The following is a 17554-nucleotide window of genomic DNA, read 5'->3' as shown; positions in this document are numbered from 1 at the left end:
CTATTTTAGTTATGTTAAAATCTCTCTGACTGTATGTATCCAAAAACCATTTAGGGGGTGGTTTAATATTTTTTAAAACAACGGTTTAATCATTTATTTTAAATGAGGGGGGTTTTGATTGAAAAGTAAGTTTATAGTCTTATTTGTATTTTTGCTGCTGAGCGTATTGATCGCTTGTGGCGATGACAGCAATGAGCCAACTGCAAGTGAAAAAAATACGAATGATCAGGAAATTCAAGAGATTACGATTAAATTTTCACACGTTGTTGCTGAAAACACACCAAAACATCAAGGGGCTTTAGCGATGAAGGAGTACATCGAAGAAGAATCTGGCGGTAAAATCAAAGTTGAAATTTATCCGATGAGTTCTTTATTTGGTGACCAAGATGAATATCAAAACCTCGTAGCAAACAATGTTCAATTTATTGCACCAGACCTTTCAAAATTTGTCGGGAACAACTCACAATTTAACGTTCCTTCATTACCATTTGCGTTCAGAAATGACGAAGAGGCAATTGCATTTTGGGACGGAGAAAAAGGACAAGAAATCTTAAGTAGTTTAGAAGATGATGGTGTCATTGGATTATACATGTGGCCAAACGGTGGTAAACATTTAACAAATAATAATAAACCGATTGAAAAGCCTGAAGATGTCAATGGAATGAAATTCCGTACGCAAGGAGGACAAGTTTTAGAAGCTGTTTATACAGCACTAGGAGCGGGCTCAGAATCGATCCCATTCGATGAATTATACACCGCACTCGATCAAGGAGTAATCGATGGGCAAGAAAATACATTTAGTAACATCGAATCAAGAAAATTTGATGAAGTTCAAAAATATATGACTGTCATGAATCATACACGTGTCGATTATGCCATCTTTACGAATACGACATTTTGGGAAAACTTGAATGATACAACAAAAAAAATCGTTGAAGAAGGTGTTAAAAAAGGAACAGACGTGGCAAGAAGTGAAGCGAAAGCACTAAATGATGCTGCTTACGAAACGTTAAAAGAACGTGGACAAGTAGAAATCATTGAATTAACAGATGAGCAAGTTGCCGCCTTCCGTGAAGCGTTAGAACCAATTTATGATAAGTTCGAAGACCAAATTGGTGCGGATGTTTATGAAGCTGTAAAAGACGTGTCAGGAAATTAAATCAAGCAGGGTTGCTTAACAAAAATTAAGCAACCCTGCTTTGTTTATTGAATAATCCCTTTATTCAATAATATTTGAATATGTTCATCGTTTATGCCATGTTCCTTTAAAATTTGAACCGTATCCTCACCTAAGAGTGGCGGTGATTTTTTTATTTCTAACGTGGAGTTTGAGAGACGAATTGGCAGTCTAGGGAGTTTCAAATCACTTATTTTTGGATGGTTAGCACTTGCTAGCATCTCTAAGCTTTCGAGTTGTTTATCTTGTAATACAGATGAAACGTTTTGAATAATAGAACAAGGAACGCCTTCTTTATCAAATTTTTCAAGCCAGTACGCCGAGCTGTTCGTTTTAAATTGGTTTTCAAGCAATTCGTTAAGCTCGGTACGATTTTTTACTCGCTTAATATTCGTACAAAATCGGTCATCGGTTATCCATTCTTCCTTTTGAATCACACGGCAAACTTTTTCAAATAACGAATCGTTCGATACACCGATCATAATTGGATCGTCAGATGTTTCAAACGCTCCATACGGTGCAAACGCAGCATGGTTAGAACCCATTTTTTTAGGCTCGGTCTTTGTCGCCATATACGCCAGCATATGATAGCCCATCCAAAACACACCTGTTTCATATAAAGAGGTCGTTACTTTTTGACCCTTTCCTGTCTTTTTCCGTTCATAAAGTGCTGAAATAATACCGATTGCTCCCCACATTGCACTTCCTTGATCTAAAATCGATACGGCTGCTCTTGCAGGTCCTGCTTTCTCTGACCCATTTATCCCCATTATTCCCGTATCGGCTTGAATAATCGCATCGTAACCAGGCTTATATTTTTTCTCGCCTTTTTGACCGTACGCTGAAAGTGAACAGTAAATAAGTTTCGAATTAAGTTTGTTTAATTTGTCATAACCAAATCCTAACTTTTCTGCTTTACCGTAGCGAAAATTCTCAACGAAAACGTCAGCGTCTTTCACAAAGTTATAAACGACGTGCTTACCTTCTTCTTCTTGTAAATTGATAACGATAGAACGTTTATTACGGTTAATATTTAAATAATAAACGCCTTCACCTTCCCATAATGGACCCATCATTCGCGAATCATCTCCACGATTCGGACGTTCGATTTTGATGACTTCTGCACCTAAATCAGCTAAAATCATCGTTAAGCTCGGGCCTGAAATGTTCGTCGTCACATCAACGACACGAATACCATGTAATGGACCTGCCAACTTTCTCAACTCCCCTTATAAAAAGTATTACTCTATGTATTAGGATACTGGATACATTCTCATTTGTCTATATAATCAGATTTTTTGGTTTTAATTATCATGAAAAAAGATGAGATACGGCTGATTAGCTGTTCTCATCCTGACGACTAACGACTTTGATCAAATTATTTCGCGTTCGCAATATATGTTTTTTTACGACAGCTTCTAACTTCTCTGGCTCATTTTCTTTTACATATTGAACCATTTGTTCATGTTCTTTCATTGAATCGTTCACATGATTAATAAGAAGGCTTGGCGTATACGGTGGAATACCTTTCCAAAGAGTATCGATAATCCCGTGAATTCTTCGCCACGGACACCCTGAACGAAGAATCTGGTGGAACTTATTGTTTAGCTCCATGTACTTTTCAACATCGCTATCATCTGCACGTAACTTCGTCATTTTCAGATGCAAGCTTTCTAATTCTTGAATGTCATCATCATCTAAGTTCGGTAACGACATTACAACAGCTTTACCTTCAAGTAATGCACGCAATTGATAGATTTCTTCAATATCTTCAACTGATATCGGGGTTACGATCGCTCCACGCCGCGGTTCAATTTTTACGAGACCTTCTACTTCTAATTGCCTAAGGGCTTCTCGTATTGGCATTCGACTAACCCCTAATTTCTCAGCCCATTCTTCTTGAATGAGCCGATCCCCCATATTAAATTCCCCTTTTAAAATCGCTTCACGTAATTTTGACGTTACTTTATATTGTAGTGTTGCTCGATCGAGATCAGATAAGCGAAAACTATCCATTACTATTCCCCCAACAAATTACACCCTTTATGATGGCGTAACATCCTTTTTTATAAAATCACATATAGCATTCGCAACTTCGTCTGTTGTCGCATTTCCACCAATGTCTAGTGTTTTTATTCCGCTTTTTGTCACATGCTCGATTGCGGTAAGAACTTCTTCTCCCGCTTCAAATTCGCCAAAATGATCAAGCATCATTTTGGCTGTCCAAATTTGCCCGATCGGATTCGCAATGTTTTTTCCGACAATATCCGGTGCAGACCCATGGACGGGTTCGAACATGGAAGGATATTCTCCTGTTAAATTAATATTCGCAGCAGGAGCAATTCCAATACTTCCCATAATTGCACCGCCAATGTCTGTTAAAATATCACCAAATAAATTGCTTGCTACCACGACATCAAAATCTTCTGGACGGCTAATAAAAAATGCCGCCAATGCGTCAATATGGGTCTTTGACGTTTTCATATTTGGATATTCTTCTTTCACGACATCAAACACTTCATCCCAAAACGGCATCGTATGGAATATTCCATTTGATTTCGTTGCACTTGTCACATGTCCTCGGCGTTCGCCTGCAATTTTGAATGCATACCGCATCGCAGCTTCGACCCCTTTACGCGTAAAAATCGCATTTTGGATCGCAATTTCATCGTCACCCTTATGTATCCGACCACCAACCTCACTATACTCACCTTCGCTATTTTCTCGAATGACAACGAGATCAAAGTTTTTCGGATCAGCAAGTGGTGATGTTAATCCTTCGAAGTAGCGAGCAGGACGAATATTGATCGATTGCTGAAATTCTCGACGAATTTTTAGTAACAGTCCCCACAGTGATATGTGGTCTTCAACAAGATTCGGATCTCCGACTGCCCCAAGAAAGATCGCATCAAAACTCTTTAATTGCTCTAGCCCATCAGATGGCATCATTTCTCCATGGTCTAAATAATAGTCACAACTCCAAGGGAATTGTGTGAACGAAAACGAGAAGTTATGTTTCTTTGCTATCGCTTCTAATACGTCAAGCGCGACAGGAACGACTTCTCTTCCTATCCCGTCCCCTGGGATAACAGCTATCTTATAATTTTTCAAGTTGTCACACCCTCGTAAGTTAATTATGCGGATCAAAGTTTGTCCCGTCATCATTTAAAATGTCTTCTTGACTCGCTTCAAGAAGTCTTGGAATAAAACGTTCTCTCAATAGACCGCTCGATGCATAGCGACCGTTAGAGTTAAAACCGTAACCGATAACGGGCTTTCCATCTTTCATCACATCAGTAATAATGGCAACAACAGACGCACTCATGTTAGAAAAATCGACATATGCATTACGGATTTCCGATTTTATCGGTACTGCTTTTTCGACGATATTTACAATTTTCGATTAAGCATCTCCTCCCTATTCTAATTCACGATACATATTCTTGCCAATCTCATATTGATCGCCGCCAAATGCATCATATAAAACGATGCACGGAAACTTTTCTAACGTTAATTTCCGAATCGCTTCTGTACCTAATTCTTCGTAAGCAACGACTTCCACAGCTTTAATTGAACGAGAAATAAGAGCTGCAGAGCCACCGATTGATCCGAAATAGACAGCTTTGTTATTAACGATAGCTCGTTTCACATCTTCATTTCGGTAGCCTTTTCCAATCATTCCTTTTAAACCTAGATTTAAAAGTGCAGGTGTATATTTGTCCATCCGTGAACTCGTCGTCGGACCAGCTGAACCAATCACTTGACCTGGTTTTTCTGGCGTCGGTCCAACGTAATAAATGACTTGTCGGTTCACATCAAACGGAAGTCGTTTGCCGTCTTGAAGTTGCTCAATCATCCGTTTATGAGCAGCATCTCTCGCTGTATAAACGGTTCCTGATAGCAACACTCTTTCTCCTGCTCGCAGTGTGTGAATCGACTTATCGTTTAATGGTAAATAAATATGTTTTTGCATATTCATCATCACCTACAATACTGCTGTTTTATGCCGACTTGCATGGCAATTTAAATTAACTGCAACTGGGAGCGCAGCAATATGGCATGGTTCTGCTTCAATTTTGACATCTAGTGCTGTCGTACTTCCACCCATTCCTTGCGGGCCAATTCCGAGACGGTTAATTGTACGAATAAGCTCAGCTTCAAGCTCGGCAATGTGACGTTCTTGATGCCGTTCACCTAACGGCCGAAATAACGACCGTTTTGCTAAATAGGCACACCGTTCAAAATTGCCTCCTATTCCGACACCGACGACGAGCGGCGGACACGCATTTGGCCCTGCTTCCTTCACGATATCGATAATGTAATCTTTCACCCCGTCAATCCCATCCGAAGGCTTTAACATTTTTAACGCACTCATATTTTCAGCACCGCCTCCTTTAGCAGTCATATGAAGTGCGAGTTGATCTCCTTCGACCATTTCAATGTGAATAATGGCAGGCGTATTGTCACCAGTATTTTTTCGATTTAACGGATCGTGCACGATTGAATTACGCAAATACCCTTCACCGTAGCCTTTTTTTACTCCTTTATTAATTGCAGCTTTTAGCTGACCACCAATAATATGACAATCTTGACCTAGCTCAACGATAAAGACAGCAGTTCCTGTATCTTGGCACATCGGAACTTGATCGTGTTTTGCAATGTTCGCATTTTCAATTAATTGGTTTATAATATCTTTTCCCATTTCAGACTTTTCCGATTTTAATGCCGAGCGAAACGCTTGCATGACATCTTCGCCTAACTCATAGTTTGACTTTATACAAAGCTGAGCAACTTTCTCAACGATCTCATCAAAATGGATTTCTCTCATCGTTAATCCCCTATTCGTGAATCGTTTTCATTAATTTATGTATATTTTTTTGCCTCTCTAACGTTAATACGTCGTTGACGAAACGATCCCGAGCTACATCTGACATAGTTTTTGCCAAATTTTTAAACTTCATAACTAACTCATCAGAGGTTACAGGCTTTTCAGGATCACCTTTCGGATAATCTGTTTTTCTCGTAATCGAATCACCCTTTTTTAAGTATACTGTGACAGCCGCCCCCCACTTGTCAGGATAAGCATCGTTAAATGTCTCGTCGGAAATAAGCTCTACCCGTTTCATCAATGCACGAATGTCATGGTCCCACAACGTTCCTTCATTAAAATCATCAAGTCCCCCTCTTCCAGTTAAAAGTGCTAATGCTGTACAAAACTGCAAACTGAACTTTGCTGCATATACCGTCATCGGCTTATCGTTATCTGTAATGTTAATTGCAACCTGATACGTTCGAACAACGATATGATCGATTTCTCTTTCCTGAAACTTTCTCTCTTTTGCTAATTCAATCATTTCATCCATCACATGGTGGGTATGCCGGCATGATGCATGAATTTTAAATGAGTTTTCAATAATTTTGTATCGTTCTCCAAGTTTATCTGTTACTTTTGTCACATCAAACTGTTCGCTCATCGCATGAAAAAATCCGCGATTACCTTCTAATATTTTTGTTGCCCCTGTAAAGTTTTTCTTTCCAAGCATAGCACTGATCAATCCGTTCATTGCCGCTTTTCCCGGGTGAAGCTGTTTCGTCATCGCACCGTCTTCAATAAACTCCCAAAGTCCAGCCGCTTGTGTACCTGCATTACCCAGTGCATGAACAATTTGTTCTTCTGTTAAGTTTAATAGCTTTGCAACGGCCGCAGCCGCACCGAACGTGCCACATGTCGCCGTATTATGCCAGAAATAATAGTGAGATGGGGATACTGCCTCACCAATTCGATAGCATACTTCATAACCTACAACTACAGCGGTGATGACTTCCTTTCCCGATAATTGTTTCCATTCAGCGACCGCAAGCACAGCCGGAATAACGACAGTAGCCGCATGAATGATTGATCCTTTATGAATGTCATCAAGCTCTACAATATGACTCGCAGCTCCATTGACAAATGCTGCATTCATGACTGAGGTTTTTCCACCTGTTACTGTAGTTGCTTGTTCATATCCACCCATTTCTTTTGCAAACTGGTCAATCATTTGAATCGGTTTTTTGTCTTTCCCAGCAATCGCTGAGGCAAAATAATCTAATAGGCATAGTTTCGTAAATTCAATAACATGTTTAGGTAGCTGTTCATATGATAACGTAGAAATATATTGTGCCAACCTTCTACTTAATTCCATTTTATTTCCCCTTTCATTCAGTTAAAAATACACAGTAATCGATACAACTTTACGCTAACCTATAAACAACGTAATTTAAACACACATCACGAACATTTACATCATTCAAAACAGGTGAATATTATTTTATTGAAAATGTTTTCTATTAAACAATAAGATCATATTAACTTCAAGCGGTGCAAAATTAGACTTCAACATTCCTATGATTCTGTATTTTCGCGACATTTTCTCCCTTCCTCACGTACAAAAGCAACTTCAATAAAATAATGTTAAAAATTTCTTTTTGAGTGAAACAATATAGTTTAAATTTAATGATAGAATGTCGAATCCAATAATTTAATAAGGATAGGACGAATGAAAACAGATTACTATCCACTAACTATAAACGTCTTGTCAGAGCCATCGGATCCTGTGGCAACGTCTGCTGTACGTCAAAAGACCTCCTAACACAACCGTCACGTTCTTAACGTCATCGACACTTGTACTTCCTATACAGCAGAATCTACTCGCGGAAAGAGAGCCGTTCTAGCGGCTTTCAGGCTTTTTAAACAATTCCTGATTAAATTTATTTAATTTCTTTCAAAATTTCCTCTACCGCTTCAGATGGGATCTCTTCCCAATCGATTAACTGCTCAAGATACTCATTTAACGACTTATCAAATGTATAGGTGTCCTCCGTTCCAAGTAAATATCTTTGGACATAATGAATAAATACAAAAAATTTGCGATTACTATTATTTGTAGAAATTTGATAATCGGCTTCCGATAACAAGACGCTTGCTGCACAAAGATGATACATTCTATCCATAAACCTTCTTGCTGCTATCTCATGTTCGGCACTTTTTTCAGCTTTAATTCTATCGACTTGATTTCTAAACTTTTTAATCGTTGAATGCAAACTAATAGCCGCTTCTTGAGCCATGCTGTTTTTCAATTTAGACATGCGTGTTTCCAAATCATTTAAAAATGCTTCATCTGCGTGATCTTTATGAAAAGCCCGGATAATGTCAAGTGCGATAATATTTGTTGTTCCTTCCCAAATCGAACCTAGATGTGCATCCCGGACAATCTTTGGGTTAACCCAGTCTTCAATATATCCATTACCACCGCGAATTTCCATCGATTCCGCTGCAATATATCTTGCCCGCTTGCAAATATAACCTTTCAAAAGGGGTGTCATCACACGAAGCAATGTTTTATATTCTTGGCTGCCTTCATCTGCTTTATCATAGACATTTGATGTATAGAAAATCATTGAAGCAGCTGCCTCAGCATCTAACATCTGTTCAAAAATGTTCTCTCTCATTAACGGCAATTCGATAAGCGTTTTTCCAAAAGCTTTTCTCCCTTTTGCTGTTACAACTGCCTCTAAATAACTTCTTCTCATCATTGCTGCAGAACGTACAGCATTTGAAAGCCTTGAAGAATTAACCATTGACATCATTTGTTTAAAACCTGAATTCAATTCACCGACGACATACGCCATAGCACCCTCGAATGTAATTTCACCCGATGCCATATCTCTCGAACCTAATTTATCTTTTAATCGATTAATCCGGTAACGATTGCGTTCACCGTTTTCCAATATTCTTGGAACGAGAAACATTGCCAATCCTTTTGTACCTTCTGGCGCTCCTTCCGGTCGTGCCAATGCCAATGCAAGATCAGCTGATACATTTGAACAAAACCATTTATCACCCCACAATTCGTAATGATCGCCTACTTTTTTAGCTGTTAGTGTATTAGCGCCTACATCAGAGCCTCCTTGTTTCTCTGTCATAAATTGTGCTGCAGACCATCTCTTATCTTTTTCAGTACTTGTTAAAAGGGGAAAGTATTTCTCTTTCATTTCAGAACTTGCATATTGCTCCAAAATCCGTGCGGCTGAATCTGTCATGTTCATTGGGCAGCAGAGACCAAATTCGGATTGTGCAAATAAATACCAAAATGAATATTTTAAAACTTTCGAAAAAGGCTTTTCCCACCCAAAAACACCGGGCCGATTTGACATCGCAGCAAATCCAAATTGTTCAAAACCAATTTCCTCCATACGTATATAAGAAGGATGGTACTTCACTTCGTCAATACGTTCACCTTTATGGTTATAATGAATTAGTTCAGGAGTGTAGCGATCAGCATCTCGAGAAAGTTCATCAAGTTCATCTCCTGCAAGCTTACCTAATTCTTTCAAATAAGGTAAAGCTTTTGTCAATTCATCTGACGACAAATACATATTTAAAAGGAATTGCAAATTAGGATCAATTTCAAAAAAGTTTATACCTTTTGTATCAGGCATTTCCACATTTTCAGATATAGGCGCTTTGACTAGTTTATCATTACTCAACATTCATCATTCCTTTCTATAAGTAGATCATTTTGAAATGATAAGTTTTCTTCATATTAGAATCGGTTAAAATTTTTCGAATACGGTAGACTAGTTCATTTGAAATATTGTTTAGCATTCTTCACCTATACACTAATACTAGTTGGTTCACTTTTCTTTTTTATAAAAGCCCATGCATAAATGATTACCATTATGGCTAAACCGATAAAGTCTGTCAAAAGATGAGGGAAAAACGCAAGTAAACCCGCTACCCCTACAACTACTCTTAAAAATATGTTCGATAAATTACCTAACCCAATTAAATACCCTTCCATTGAAGAAGAGAGCCACCAAACACCAAGTAGTGCAAATATAGCCGTCACAATAATCTCAAAGGATTCTGCTCGACCAATTAATGCTGGATTATAAACAAAGAACAGCGGTAAAAAGTATTTAACTGCCCCGAGTTTCATTGCCGTAAATCCGGTTCTTATCGGATCTGCTTTTGCAATTCCTGATGCAGCGTATGCTGCTAATGCAACAGGAGGCGTAATATAAGACACGGTTGCCCAATAGATGACATATAAATGTGCTGCAACTGGATCAAATCCAAGTCCGACTAAGGCCGGTGCCATAATAACAGCTAAAAAGATATATACAGCAGAAACTGTCATCCCCATCCCTAATATGAAGCTAGTCACCGCACCTGCGATCAAAATTAATAACGCACTTCCACCTGCAACGGCTATAAGTTCTCTTGAAAATGCGAAAGCTACCCCTGTGATTGAAAGAGCTCCTACAATGAAGCCAACAGCAGCTAATATCGTCGTTATTTCGGCCATAAGCTTCCCGCCATCAAGAATTAATTGCTTTGCTTTCTCCAAGTTCATTCGTGTTTCTTTGCGTAAAAAGGTGCCTAATATTAGAAACAGCGAAACATAATAAGGAGCTTGTGCTTCGTTTTTTGAAACGAAAATTAAATAAACGAGCAATATTGTAGCAAAAATGTAGATCCAGCCTTCCTTAAATGTAGTCCAAAAAGACGGCAACTCGGATTTAGGTGTACCAACAAGGTTGTTTTTTGCGGCATACCCATCCACCTGGAAAAGAACCCCTATAAAAAAAAGGGCAGCTGGAATAGCGGCTGCAAGTGCAATCTCAGCGTATGGGATTGCCAAAAAAGAAGCCATGATAAAGGCAGCAGAACCCATGATTGGAGGTGTAATGGTACCACCCGTCGAAGCAGTAGCTTCTACAGCACCCGCATAATGATTTTTAAACCCTGACTTCTTCATTGCTGGGATTGTCATTGAACCCGTAGTTACTACATTAGAGACCGCACTTCCACTTAACATGCCGAAGAAGGCGCTTCCAATAACTGAAACTTTCGCCGTTCCGCCACGCTGATTTCCAAATAATGATTGAGCAAGCTTAAAGAAAAAATCTCCTCCACCTGTATTAACAAGAACTGCTCCAAATATTAGGAATCCTATTAGCAAACTTCCCATTGTTTTCATGGGAACACCTAAGATTGAATTATGACTCATAATATGATTTGTTGCTGTCGATACGAAATCAAATGAAATACCTTGAAGAAAAGAAATCGGTACATTTCCTGCAAAAATTGGAAAAATGGAAAAGAAAAGACAAACAAGCACAAGAACAAGCCCTGCTACGCGACGAACACCTTCAAGGATGACAATCCAAAGCAAAATACTCCCAACAGTCGGCAACATAGGTGCATTTGTTTCCCAGCCCATAAGCACAACACGTTCCCCATTTATTCCCAAATAGATTGGAAAAACGAGCGCAATGATAAATAACAAAACATCATACCATTGCACTTTCTGTACATCTTCTGATTTCCTGGCAGGCCATATTAAAAAGGCAAGCGGTAAAAAACTAGCCAATAAATAGTAAAGATAGGCTTCAAAAATGGGACTAAATCCAAATAATTTTAAGTAAAACAGCTGATTCACTGATATGCATACTGCAGAGAGTACTAAGATTAAAGCAATAATAGTCCAAAACCTTCCAAGACGCTCTGTCATTTTCAATCACACCCTTTAAATAAAAAGCCTCAATATTTAACCCTTAATTTGGAAAGTCTCAGTGAGGAAAATTTAACTATTAAAATTAATCGAGCAATTCTGCTTTACGTTTGAGCCAATACTCCGGGAACTCTGATTCACTCAACCCTTTTTCACTCGACTCTTCCACAACTGTTTCCCATGCTTCTTTAAGCTTTTTTTGCCTTTCTATGAGTTCATTGTTTTTCTTTTCAAATTCATCATTCCACAGTCCTTTTTCTTTAAAATATTGGACACCGCCCTCATGGATAGGGACAGACAGCGGTTCAGGCACTGATTCTTCATAATGCCAAACTGACATATCTTCAGAAACCTGACTATACGTATCAAATGTTGCTTCAAGCGCTTTCAACCAATTGTAAACAAAGTTCGCGTCCACGTCTCTGTAAGCTGCAGGAGCATAAGTCGTATATCCTAAGAAGATTTCTGGCTCACCTTTAGTTAGTGCCCCTCCTATATCCCAGGGTGATACAACTGCTGAAGGATATATTTCTCTTAATCTTTCAAGTGCCTCATCATCTTCTATAATGGAAATATCAAGCCAGCGTACACCATGAAGTTCAGCAGCCTCAAAAACCATAGCTGCAGAAGGAACAGTAGTAGCAACGTCAAGTTTTCCTTGAGCCAAAAGATCAGTTTGATCACCATATGATGCGATTTCCACAACTTCTACATCATCATAAGTTAATCCAGCCGCGGCTAATAACGCCTCGTTTTTTATGTTTATCGATGGGTTGCCTATGATTCTAGGAAACTTAGCTCCTTTCAAATCTTCAATTGTTTCGAATTTTGAATCTTCAAGCACTAAAAAGCCGTATTGATTAACGATTGGATACATAAAAGTGATATCTTGTGGTCCCCACTGTGGTACCGCAAACTCCTCAATCCCTTCAAATGCAAAATAAACTTCATCCGCGAGTCTGCCACCGAAGAGTGCTGTCTCGTCTTTCAAAGGTTGAAGGCGACCAAGTCCTGAAGCTGATGGCATCATACGAATTTGTGCACCGAATTCTTTTGTGATTGCATCGGAAATAGCACTTAATTGAGTATACCCAGACGACCCAATATCATATGTTGTCATGACAATTTGCTCTGGAAGTTCTATGTCGCTAGATGAAGTACCGCTAGATGCTGATTCTTTTTGTTCTCCACTACAACCAATAACCAGTCCGAATAAACTTGTCAGCATTAATAGAAATATAACTTTCTTTTTCACTTTCATTCCTCCTAAAAAATATTTAGGTTATCCTTTATAAAGTGTATTCTCCTCGACATAATCGTAAATTTGCTGCCCAACACTGTCCTTTCTTCCGAATTCAATTTCCTCTACAATATGACCAACAAGACCTACTGCACGGGATGCAACAGCGAATGATTTAACTACTTTATAGTCAAAATCCATATCGGACATAATGGCACCAATCGCGCCAACTGCATTTAGCGTTATCGTTTTTCCTTTTGAATCGCAAAATTGCCTATGAATTTCTTTTAAAAGCTTAGAGTTTTTTCCGTTAAAACCTAGCTCTTCGGCAATCTCAAATAACTTAGTTGTGCGCGGATCTTCAGGTTTATGCATCGGATGTCCAAATCCTGGAAGCTGAAGACCGTTTATTTTTCTTTCTTTAATGATGATTGATGCCAGTTCATGTATCTCTTTGTTATCACCATACTTTTGGAAAGCTTTTTGGAGCATCTCGGCTACGTCCTCCATTGCACCTAGATAAACAGTTCCAGCGCCTAGTAAGCCTGATGCTACTGCAGCTTGCACCGCTTCCGGAGCTCCAAGATAAGTTAAACGTGTTGATATTGAGCTAGGTGTAAAGCCATGTTCACAAATCGCAACTAAAATAGCATTTAACATTTTTGATTCATTTTCAGTCGGTTTTCGATGTTTTGCTCCTAAAAATGCCATATCAGCCAAAGTAATATTTCCGATTAAATCTTCTGTTAAATCGTAGCCATACACATAAATTTTATCGGGTGTAGATTTCCCAATACTTGTTTTAAATTCCATAATACCCTTTCACTCCTAATCTTGTACTTTGTTTAATTATTTTTAAAATAGTTTTTCTTGATTTGGGTTGCAATAATATTTTTTTGAATTTCGGAAGTCCCTTCGTAAATTTTTGTAATTCGAGCATCACGGTAATATCTTTCGATTGGATAATCGCTCATATAGCCAATTCCACCATGAATTTGCACGGCTTGGTCAGCAATCCGACAATACACTTCCGATCCAAGCAGTTTAACCATTGCTGCCTCTTTAATAACATTCATTTTTTGGTCAACCATCCAGGCCACTCGGTATGTCATTGTTCTTAATGTTTCAATATCCAAATCCATTTCAGCAATATAATGTTGAATCACTTGCTGTTCAAAAATTGGCTTCCCAAATTGTTCACGCTCCATCGCATGTTTTAAAGTCAGTTCCATTAGCTTAACGCATGAGCCCAAGTTTCTCGCAGCTAAGCCAGCCCGTCCATTGGCTAAAATTTTTAAAGCATTCACATATCCTTGTCCTTCATCACCAAGAATATTTTCTACAGGAACTTCACAGTCTTCAAAAAATAACTCGACAGATTGAGAACCATGAAGGCCCATTTTTTGTTCAATATTTCCAACAATAAAACCTGGAAAATCTTTTTCGACGATAAAGGAAGTGATTCCTTTTGCACCTTTGTCTGGATTGGTAACAGCCATCACTGTAAATACGTCCGCAATGTTTCCGTTTGTAATGTAATGCTTGGATCCGTTTAGTATATACTTATCTCCTTTGCGAACCGCGGTCGTTTTTAAATTGCTTGCGTTAGATCCTGCGCTTGGCTCGGTTAAAGCAAATGCACCGATATATTCCCCTGATGCCAATTTAGGCAAATATTTTTGTTTCTGTTCTTCATCCCCCATCTCAACAATCCCAACTGTTCCGATCCCTGTGTGGCCGCCAATCAGTGTCGTATAACCGTTGATTGTTTTTCCAAGTTCTTCATATATCGCTGCTTTGCCAACCATCCCGATCCCTAACCCACCATATTCTGCAGGAATACTCAATCCAAAGAGGCCCATTTCTTTACTCATATCCATTATTTCTTGAGGGACTGCATCTTTTTTCTCAATCTCATCCGCTAGTGGATCGACTGTGTTATAAACAAAGTCTTTAACATTTTGTTTCAGTGCTAATAATTCGTCATCTAATTTAAAGTTCATTTTTTATCTCCCCTTAACAAATTTTGAAATTTCCTCTAGATCATTCTCTACTCATGTCCCCTTGCAGAGGCTTAAAATGGCGGTACAACTCCTCAACGGTATTGATTTAAATTAGACCACAAAGGTGCCAACCTCTCACTTCAAACTTTTCCTGTGTACTTGTACGAAAACTTTCAATTAACACATCACTATTTTTTTCCTGTATAATGCTTCTTTTGTTTCAGTAACAGCTCTCTCATTCAAATCTAGCGTCATAAACCATCTTGAACAGCTGCTCACCTTGATAACATTAGCACCCAAATCACCAAGGATTTGTCCATCAAAGTAGATCTGCAAAATTTTTGGATCAATTCTAACTTTAATTTTTTAATGATGCATCATGTTTTTCACTCTATTTTAATCAATCGTTCCATAATATTATCCCGTCCAGGGCTGCGATTCCTTTTCCTTCTTCAAATACTAAAATGGGGTTAATATCCATTTCTTTAATTTTGCCTTCATGCACTTTTGCAAAGTAAGAGATTCGTACCAATGCTTCCGCCAATGCTTCAATATCACGTTTTGCAGCACCTCTTACACCTTCTAATAAAGGATATCCTTTCAATTCCTTTAACATAAGACGGGCTTCTACCAATGATATAGGTGCTTTTCTTATTGCAACATCATTTAATACTTCGATAAATATGCCACCTAATCCGGTGACAATCAGCGTGCCGAAATCAAGATCATCTTTAATACCGATAAACATTTCTACCGCTTCGTCATTGATCATCTCTTCAGCGAGAACGCCCGTAATTTTTGCATTAGGGAAATACTTCTTTGCAGATTCTATTATTTCTGTATAACTTTTTTGTAATTCTTCCGCATTTTGTATATTTACCTTCACCCCACCGGCATCGGTTTTGTGAAGAATATTATCTGAAATGACTTTAGAAACAACTGGATAGGGAATGACATCCTTTATTTGCTTCAAGTGTGTTTCATTTTCGATCACGTTTCCTTTCGGAATCCGTATATTCATCTTGGCTAATATTTTTTTAACCTTCTCTTCGGTCCAAATCCCTGACGTCGGAATATGCTCAAGTGAGGGAGAAGTGTAACCGCTATCTTCATTCCTTTTCGAGTCCTCGCAAAATAGAGAAAAATCAATTAATTTTTTTAATGCGACCATTGTTTTATATGGCGTCAGATATACCGGTACGCCTACTTTTTCCAAGTATTCCTTCCCTTGGCCTGTAATTTCATTGGCACCTGTAACCGTCACAACAATTGGCTTGTTTGTTGTTCTATCAATCTCAGCAATCTTTTCACAAATCGTCTTTCCAAGTTCTCCGCCAAATGTTGTCTGAACAATAATGGCATCAATCTCTGGATCGTTAACGACAATTTTAACTGTTTCAATAAAAATATGCTGTTCTTTAAGCGCTTGTGCTGTAATATCGACGGGATTTTTCGGTGAGCCGTATGGCGGAATCACCTGTTTAATTTTTTCTTCAGTTTCTGTTGATAGTGAAACGAGATTAAGTCCGAGTGCTTCGCTGTAATCTGCAAAAGCAATGCCGGCCGCACCAGAATTCGATATTGTTACAACACGATTGCCATTTGCCGACTTACCCCGTTTAAATATTTTCATAGCGTCAATCATGTCATCAATATCGTTTGCAGTGATTATGCCGTATTGCTTCGCAATCGCCTGAAAGGCTTCTTCTGATCCAGTAAGAGACGCCGTATGTGATATCGCTGCCTGTTTACCCAATTCAGAACGGCCTGCCTTTAATAAAATGAGCGGCTTTTTTAATACTTTAGAACGCTCTGCAAGACGTATTAGCATCTCGCCATCCGGTATACTTTCTAAGTATCCGCAAATAACTTTCGTGTCTTCGTCTTCAAGCATGTATTCCATGCAGTCCAATGTATGTAAATCGATTTGGTTCCCAGTATTGAATATATAAGAGAAACCAATATGTTCTTCCTGAGCAATACCAAAAAGAGAAAAACCAAGTGCACCGCTTTGCGAAGCAAAACCGACATTACCTTCAATGAATCCTTTATCTGTTTCAAAAGACGTTGAAAAGCCTAATGGTATGCTTTTCTTTACGTTTAATAACCCTATACAATTTGGCCCGAGCAAATGCATATCTGCCTTTTTCGCTTCTTCTAGAAGTTTATCCTGCAAAGCTTTGCCTTCTTCACCTGTCTCAGCAAAGCCTGCCCCAAACAGAATCAAATGTTTAATAGATTTCTCTTTACATTCATCTAGAACTTGCATAATTCTTTTCTGCGATACCGCAATAAGTGCGACATCAACAGAACCAGGTACATCCAAAATACTTGGGTAACAAGTAATACCTTCTATCTCGTCATACTTTGGATTGACAAGATAGATTTCTCCATCATATTGATGACGAATAAGATTTTTCAAAGGCTTGCCACTAATGGAAGAAAAATCTTTAGATACTCCAATAATCGCTACTGATTTAGGTTGTAAAAACTTATCGATAATCCTTTCTTTTTCCACCTTTATCCTCCATTCGCAATTAAAAAACTGTGTTTTTTTGGATAAGACTGCTCAGTT

At 38.5% G+C, this 17554-nt stretch carries 14 protein-coding genes; 1 reads left to right on the top strand and 13 read right to left on the bottom strand.

Translation table 11 applies throughout. The annotated features are described in order from the left end of the window. The first annotated feature begins 118 nt into the window (after positions 1-118). Positions 119-1159, top strand: a complete 1041-nt coding sequence (locus ABU914_RS03015) for a DctP family TRAP transporter solute-binding subunit (protein ID WP_379668279.1) — start codon at positions 119-121, stop codon at positions 1157-1159. 44 nt (positions 1160-1203) lie between these two features. On the opposite strand, the gene ABU914_RS03010 is transcribed toward ABU914_RS03015, so the two are convergent. The 13 genes from ABU914_RS03010 to ABU914_RS02950 all read right to left on the bottom strand — a co-directional run bounded on the left by ABU914_RS03010 (position 1204) and on the right by ABU914_RS02950 (position 17497). After that, positions 1204-2391, bottom strand: a complete 1188-nt coding sequence (locus ABU914_RS03010; protein WP_379668278.1) for a CaiB/BaiF CoA transferase family protein — start codon at positions 2389-2391, stop codon at positions 1204-1206. Between the two features lie 124 nt (positions 2392-2515). Then, positions 2516-3193, bottom strand: coding sequence for a GntR family transcriptional regulator (locus tag ABU914_RS03005; RefSeq protein WP_379668277.1), 678 nt, complete (start codon positions 3191-3193; stop codon positions 2516-2518). A gap of 27 nt (positions 3194-3220) precedes the next feature. Next, on the bottom strand, positions 3221-4288 hold the full coding sequence (locus ABU914_RS03000) for a tartrate dehydrogenase (protein WP_379668276.1): 1068 nt from the start codon (positions 4286-4288) through the stop codon (positions 3221-3223). 19 nt (positions 4289-4307) lie between these two features. Beyond that, positions 4308-4502 carry a hypothetical protein gene (locus ABU914_RS02995; protein WP_379668275.1) on the bottom strand — a complete coding sequence of 65 codons (195 nt, stop codon included), beginning with the start codon at positions 4500-4502 and terminating at the stop codon, positions 4308-4310. Positions 4503-4595: 93 nt separating this feature from the next. Next, on the bottom strand, positions 4596-5150 hold the full coding sequence (locus tag ABU914_RS02990) for a Fe-S-containing hydro-lyase (protein ID WP_379668274.1): 555 nt from the start codon (positions 5148-5150) through the stop codon (positions 4596-4598). A gap of 12 nt (positions 5151-5162) precedes the next feature. Continuing rightward, complete coding sequence (locus tag ABU914_RS02985) at positions 5163-6005, bottom strand: fumarate hydratase (RefSeq protein WP_379668273.1); 843 nt, start codon at positions 6003-6005, stop codon at positions 5163-5165. A gap of 10 nt (positions 6006-6015) precedes the next feature. Next, positions 6016-7362 (bottom strand): MmgE/PrpD family protein, encoded by a 1347-nt coding sequence (locus tag ABU914_RS02980; RefSeq protein ID WP_379668272.1) that lies wholly within the window; start codon positions 7360-7362, stop codon positions 6016-6018. 565 nt (positions 7363-7927) lie between these two features. Continuing rightward, positions 7928-9706: an acyl-CoA dehydrogenase family protein gene (locus ABU914_RS02975; RefSeq protein ID WP_379668271.1), complete on the bottom strand. Its 1779-nt coding sequence runs from the start codon at positions 9704-9706 to the stop codon at positions 7928-7930. Between the two features lie 125 nt (positions 9707-9831). Next, the gene (locus tag ABU914_RS02970) at positions 9832-11736 is read right to left on the bottom strand and encodes a TRAP transporter permease (protein ID WP_379668270.1); all 1905 of its coding nucleotides are present in this window, start codon (positions 11734-11736) and stop codon (positions 9832-9834) included. 85 nt (positions 11737-11821) lie between these two features. Further along, positions 11822-12991 carry a TAXI family TRAP transporter solute-binding subunit gene (locus tag ABU914_RS02965; protein ID WP_379668269.1) on the bottom strand — a complete coding sequence of 390 codons (1170 nt, stop codon included), beginning with the start codon at positions 12989-12991 and terminating at the stop codon, positions 11822-11824. Positions 12992-13018: 27 nt separating this feature from the next. Further along, complete coding sequence (locus ABU914_RS02960; protein WP_379668268.1) at positions 13019-13789, bottom strand: citryl-CoA lyase; 771 nt, start codon at positions 13787-13789, stop codon at positions 13019-13021. A 32-nt stretch (positions 13790-13821) separates the two neighbouring features. Then, entirely contained in the window at positions 13822-14979 is a 1158-nt protein-coding gene (locus ABU914_RS02955) for an acyl-CoA dehydrogenase family protein (RefSeq protein ID WP_379668267.1), read from the bottom strand. A gap of 400 nt (positions 14980-15379) precedes the next feature. Further along, on the bottom strand, positions 15380-17497 hold the full coding sequence (locus tag ABU914_RS02950; RefSeq protein WP_379668266.1) for an acetate--CoA ligase family protein: 2118 nt from the start codon (positions 17495-17497) through the stop codon (positions 15380-15382). Positions 17498-17554 lie beyond the last annotated feature (57 nt).

Source organism: Pueribacillus sp. YX66, from assembly GCF_041725775.1.
In the GTDB taxonomy this organism is placed as follows: domain Bacteria; phylum Bacillota; class Bacilli; order Bacillales; family UBA6769; genus Pueribacillus.
Note: the sequence above shows the minus strand (reverse complement) of the source record. Positions and strands in the feature narration are given on the sequence as shown.

What these genes read in the sequence shown, in the direction of transcription:
- ABU914_RS03005 (WP_379668277.1), bottom strand. Translation starts at nt 3,193, where the DNA reads ATGGATAGTTTTCGCTTATCTGATCTCGATCGAGCAACACTACAATAT.
- ABU914_RS02995 (WP_379668275.1), bottom strand. Translation starts at nt 4,502, where the DNA reads ATGAGTGCGTCTGTTGTTGCCATTATTACTGATGTGATGAAAGATGGA.
- ABU914_RS02990 (WP_379668274.1), bottom strand. Translation starts at nt 5,150, where the DNA reads ATGCAAAAACATATTTATTTACCATTAAACGATAAGTCGATTCACACA.
- ABU914_RS02985 (WP_379668273.1), bottom strand. Translation starts at nt 6,005, where the DNA reads ATGAGAGAAATCCATTTTGATGAGATCGTTGAGAAAGTTGCTCAGCTT.
- ABU914_RS02980 (WP_379668272.1), bottom strand. Translation starts at nt 7,362, where the DNA reads ATGGAATTAAGTAGAAGGTTGGCACAATATATTTCTACGTTATCATAT.
- ABU914_RS02970 (WP_379668270.1), bottom strand. Translation starts at nt 11,736, where the DNA reads ATGACAGAGCGTCTTGGAAGGTTTTGGACTATTATTGCTTTAATCTTA.
- ABU914_RS02960 (WP_379668268.1), bottom strand. Translation starts at nt 13,789, where the DNA reads ATGGAATTTAAAACAAGTATTGGGAAATCTACACCCGATAAAATTTAT.
- ABU914_RS02955 (WP_379668267.1), bottom strand. Translation starts at nt 14,979, where the DNA reads ATGAACTTTAAATTAGATGACGAATTATTAGCACTGAAACAAAATGTT.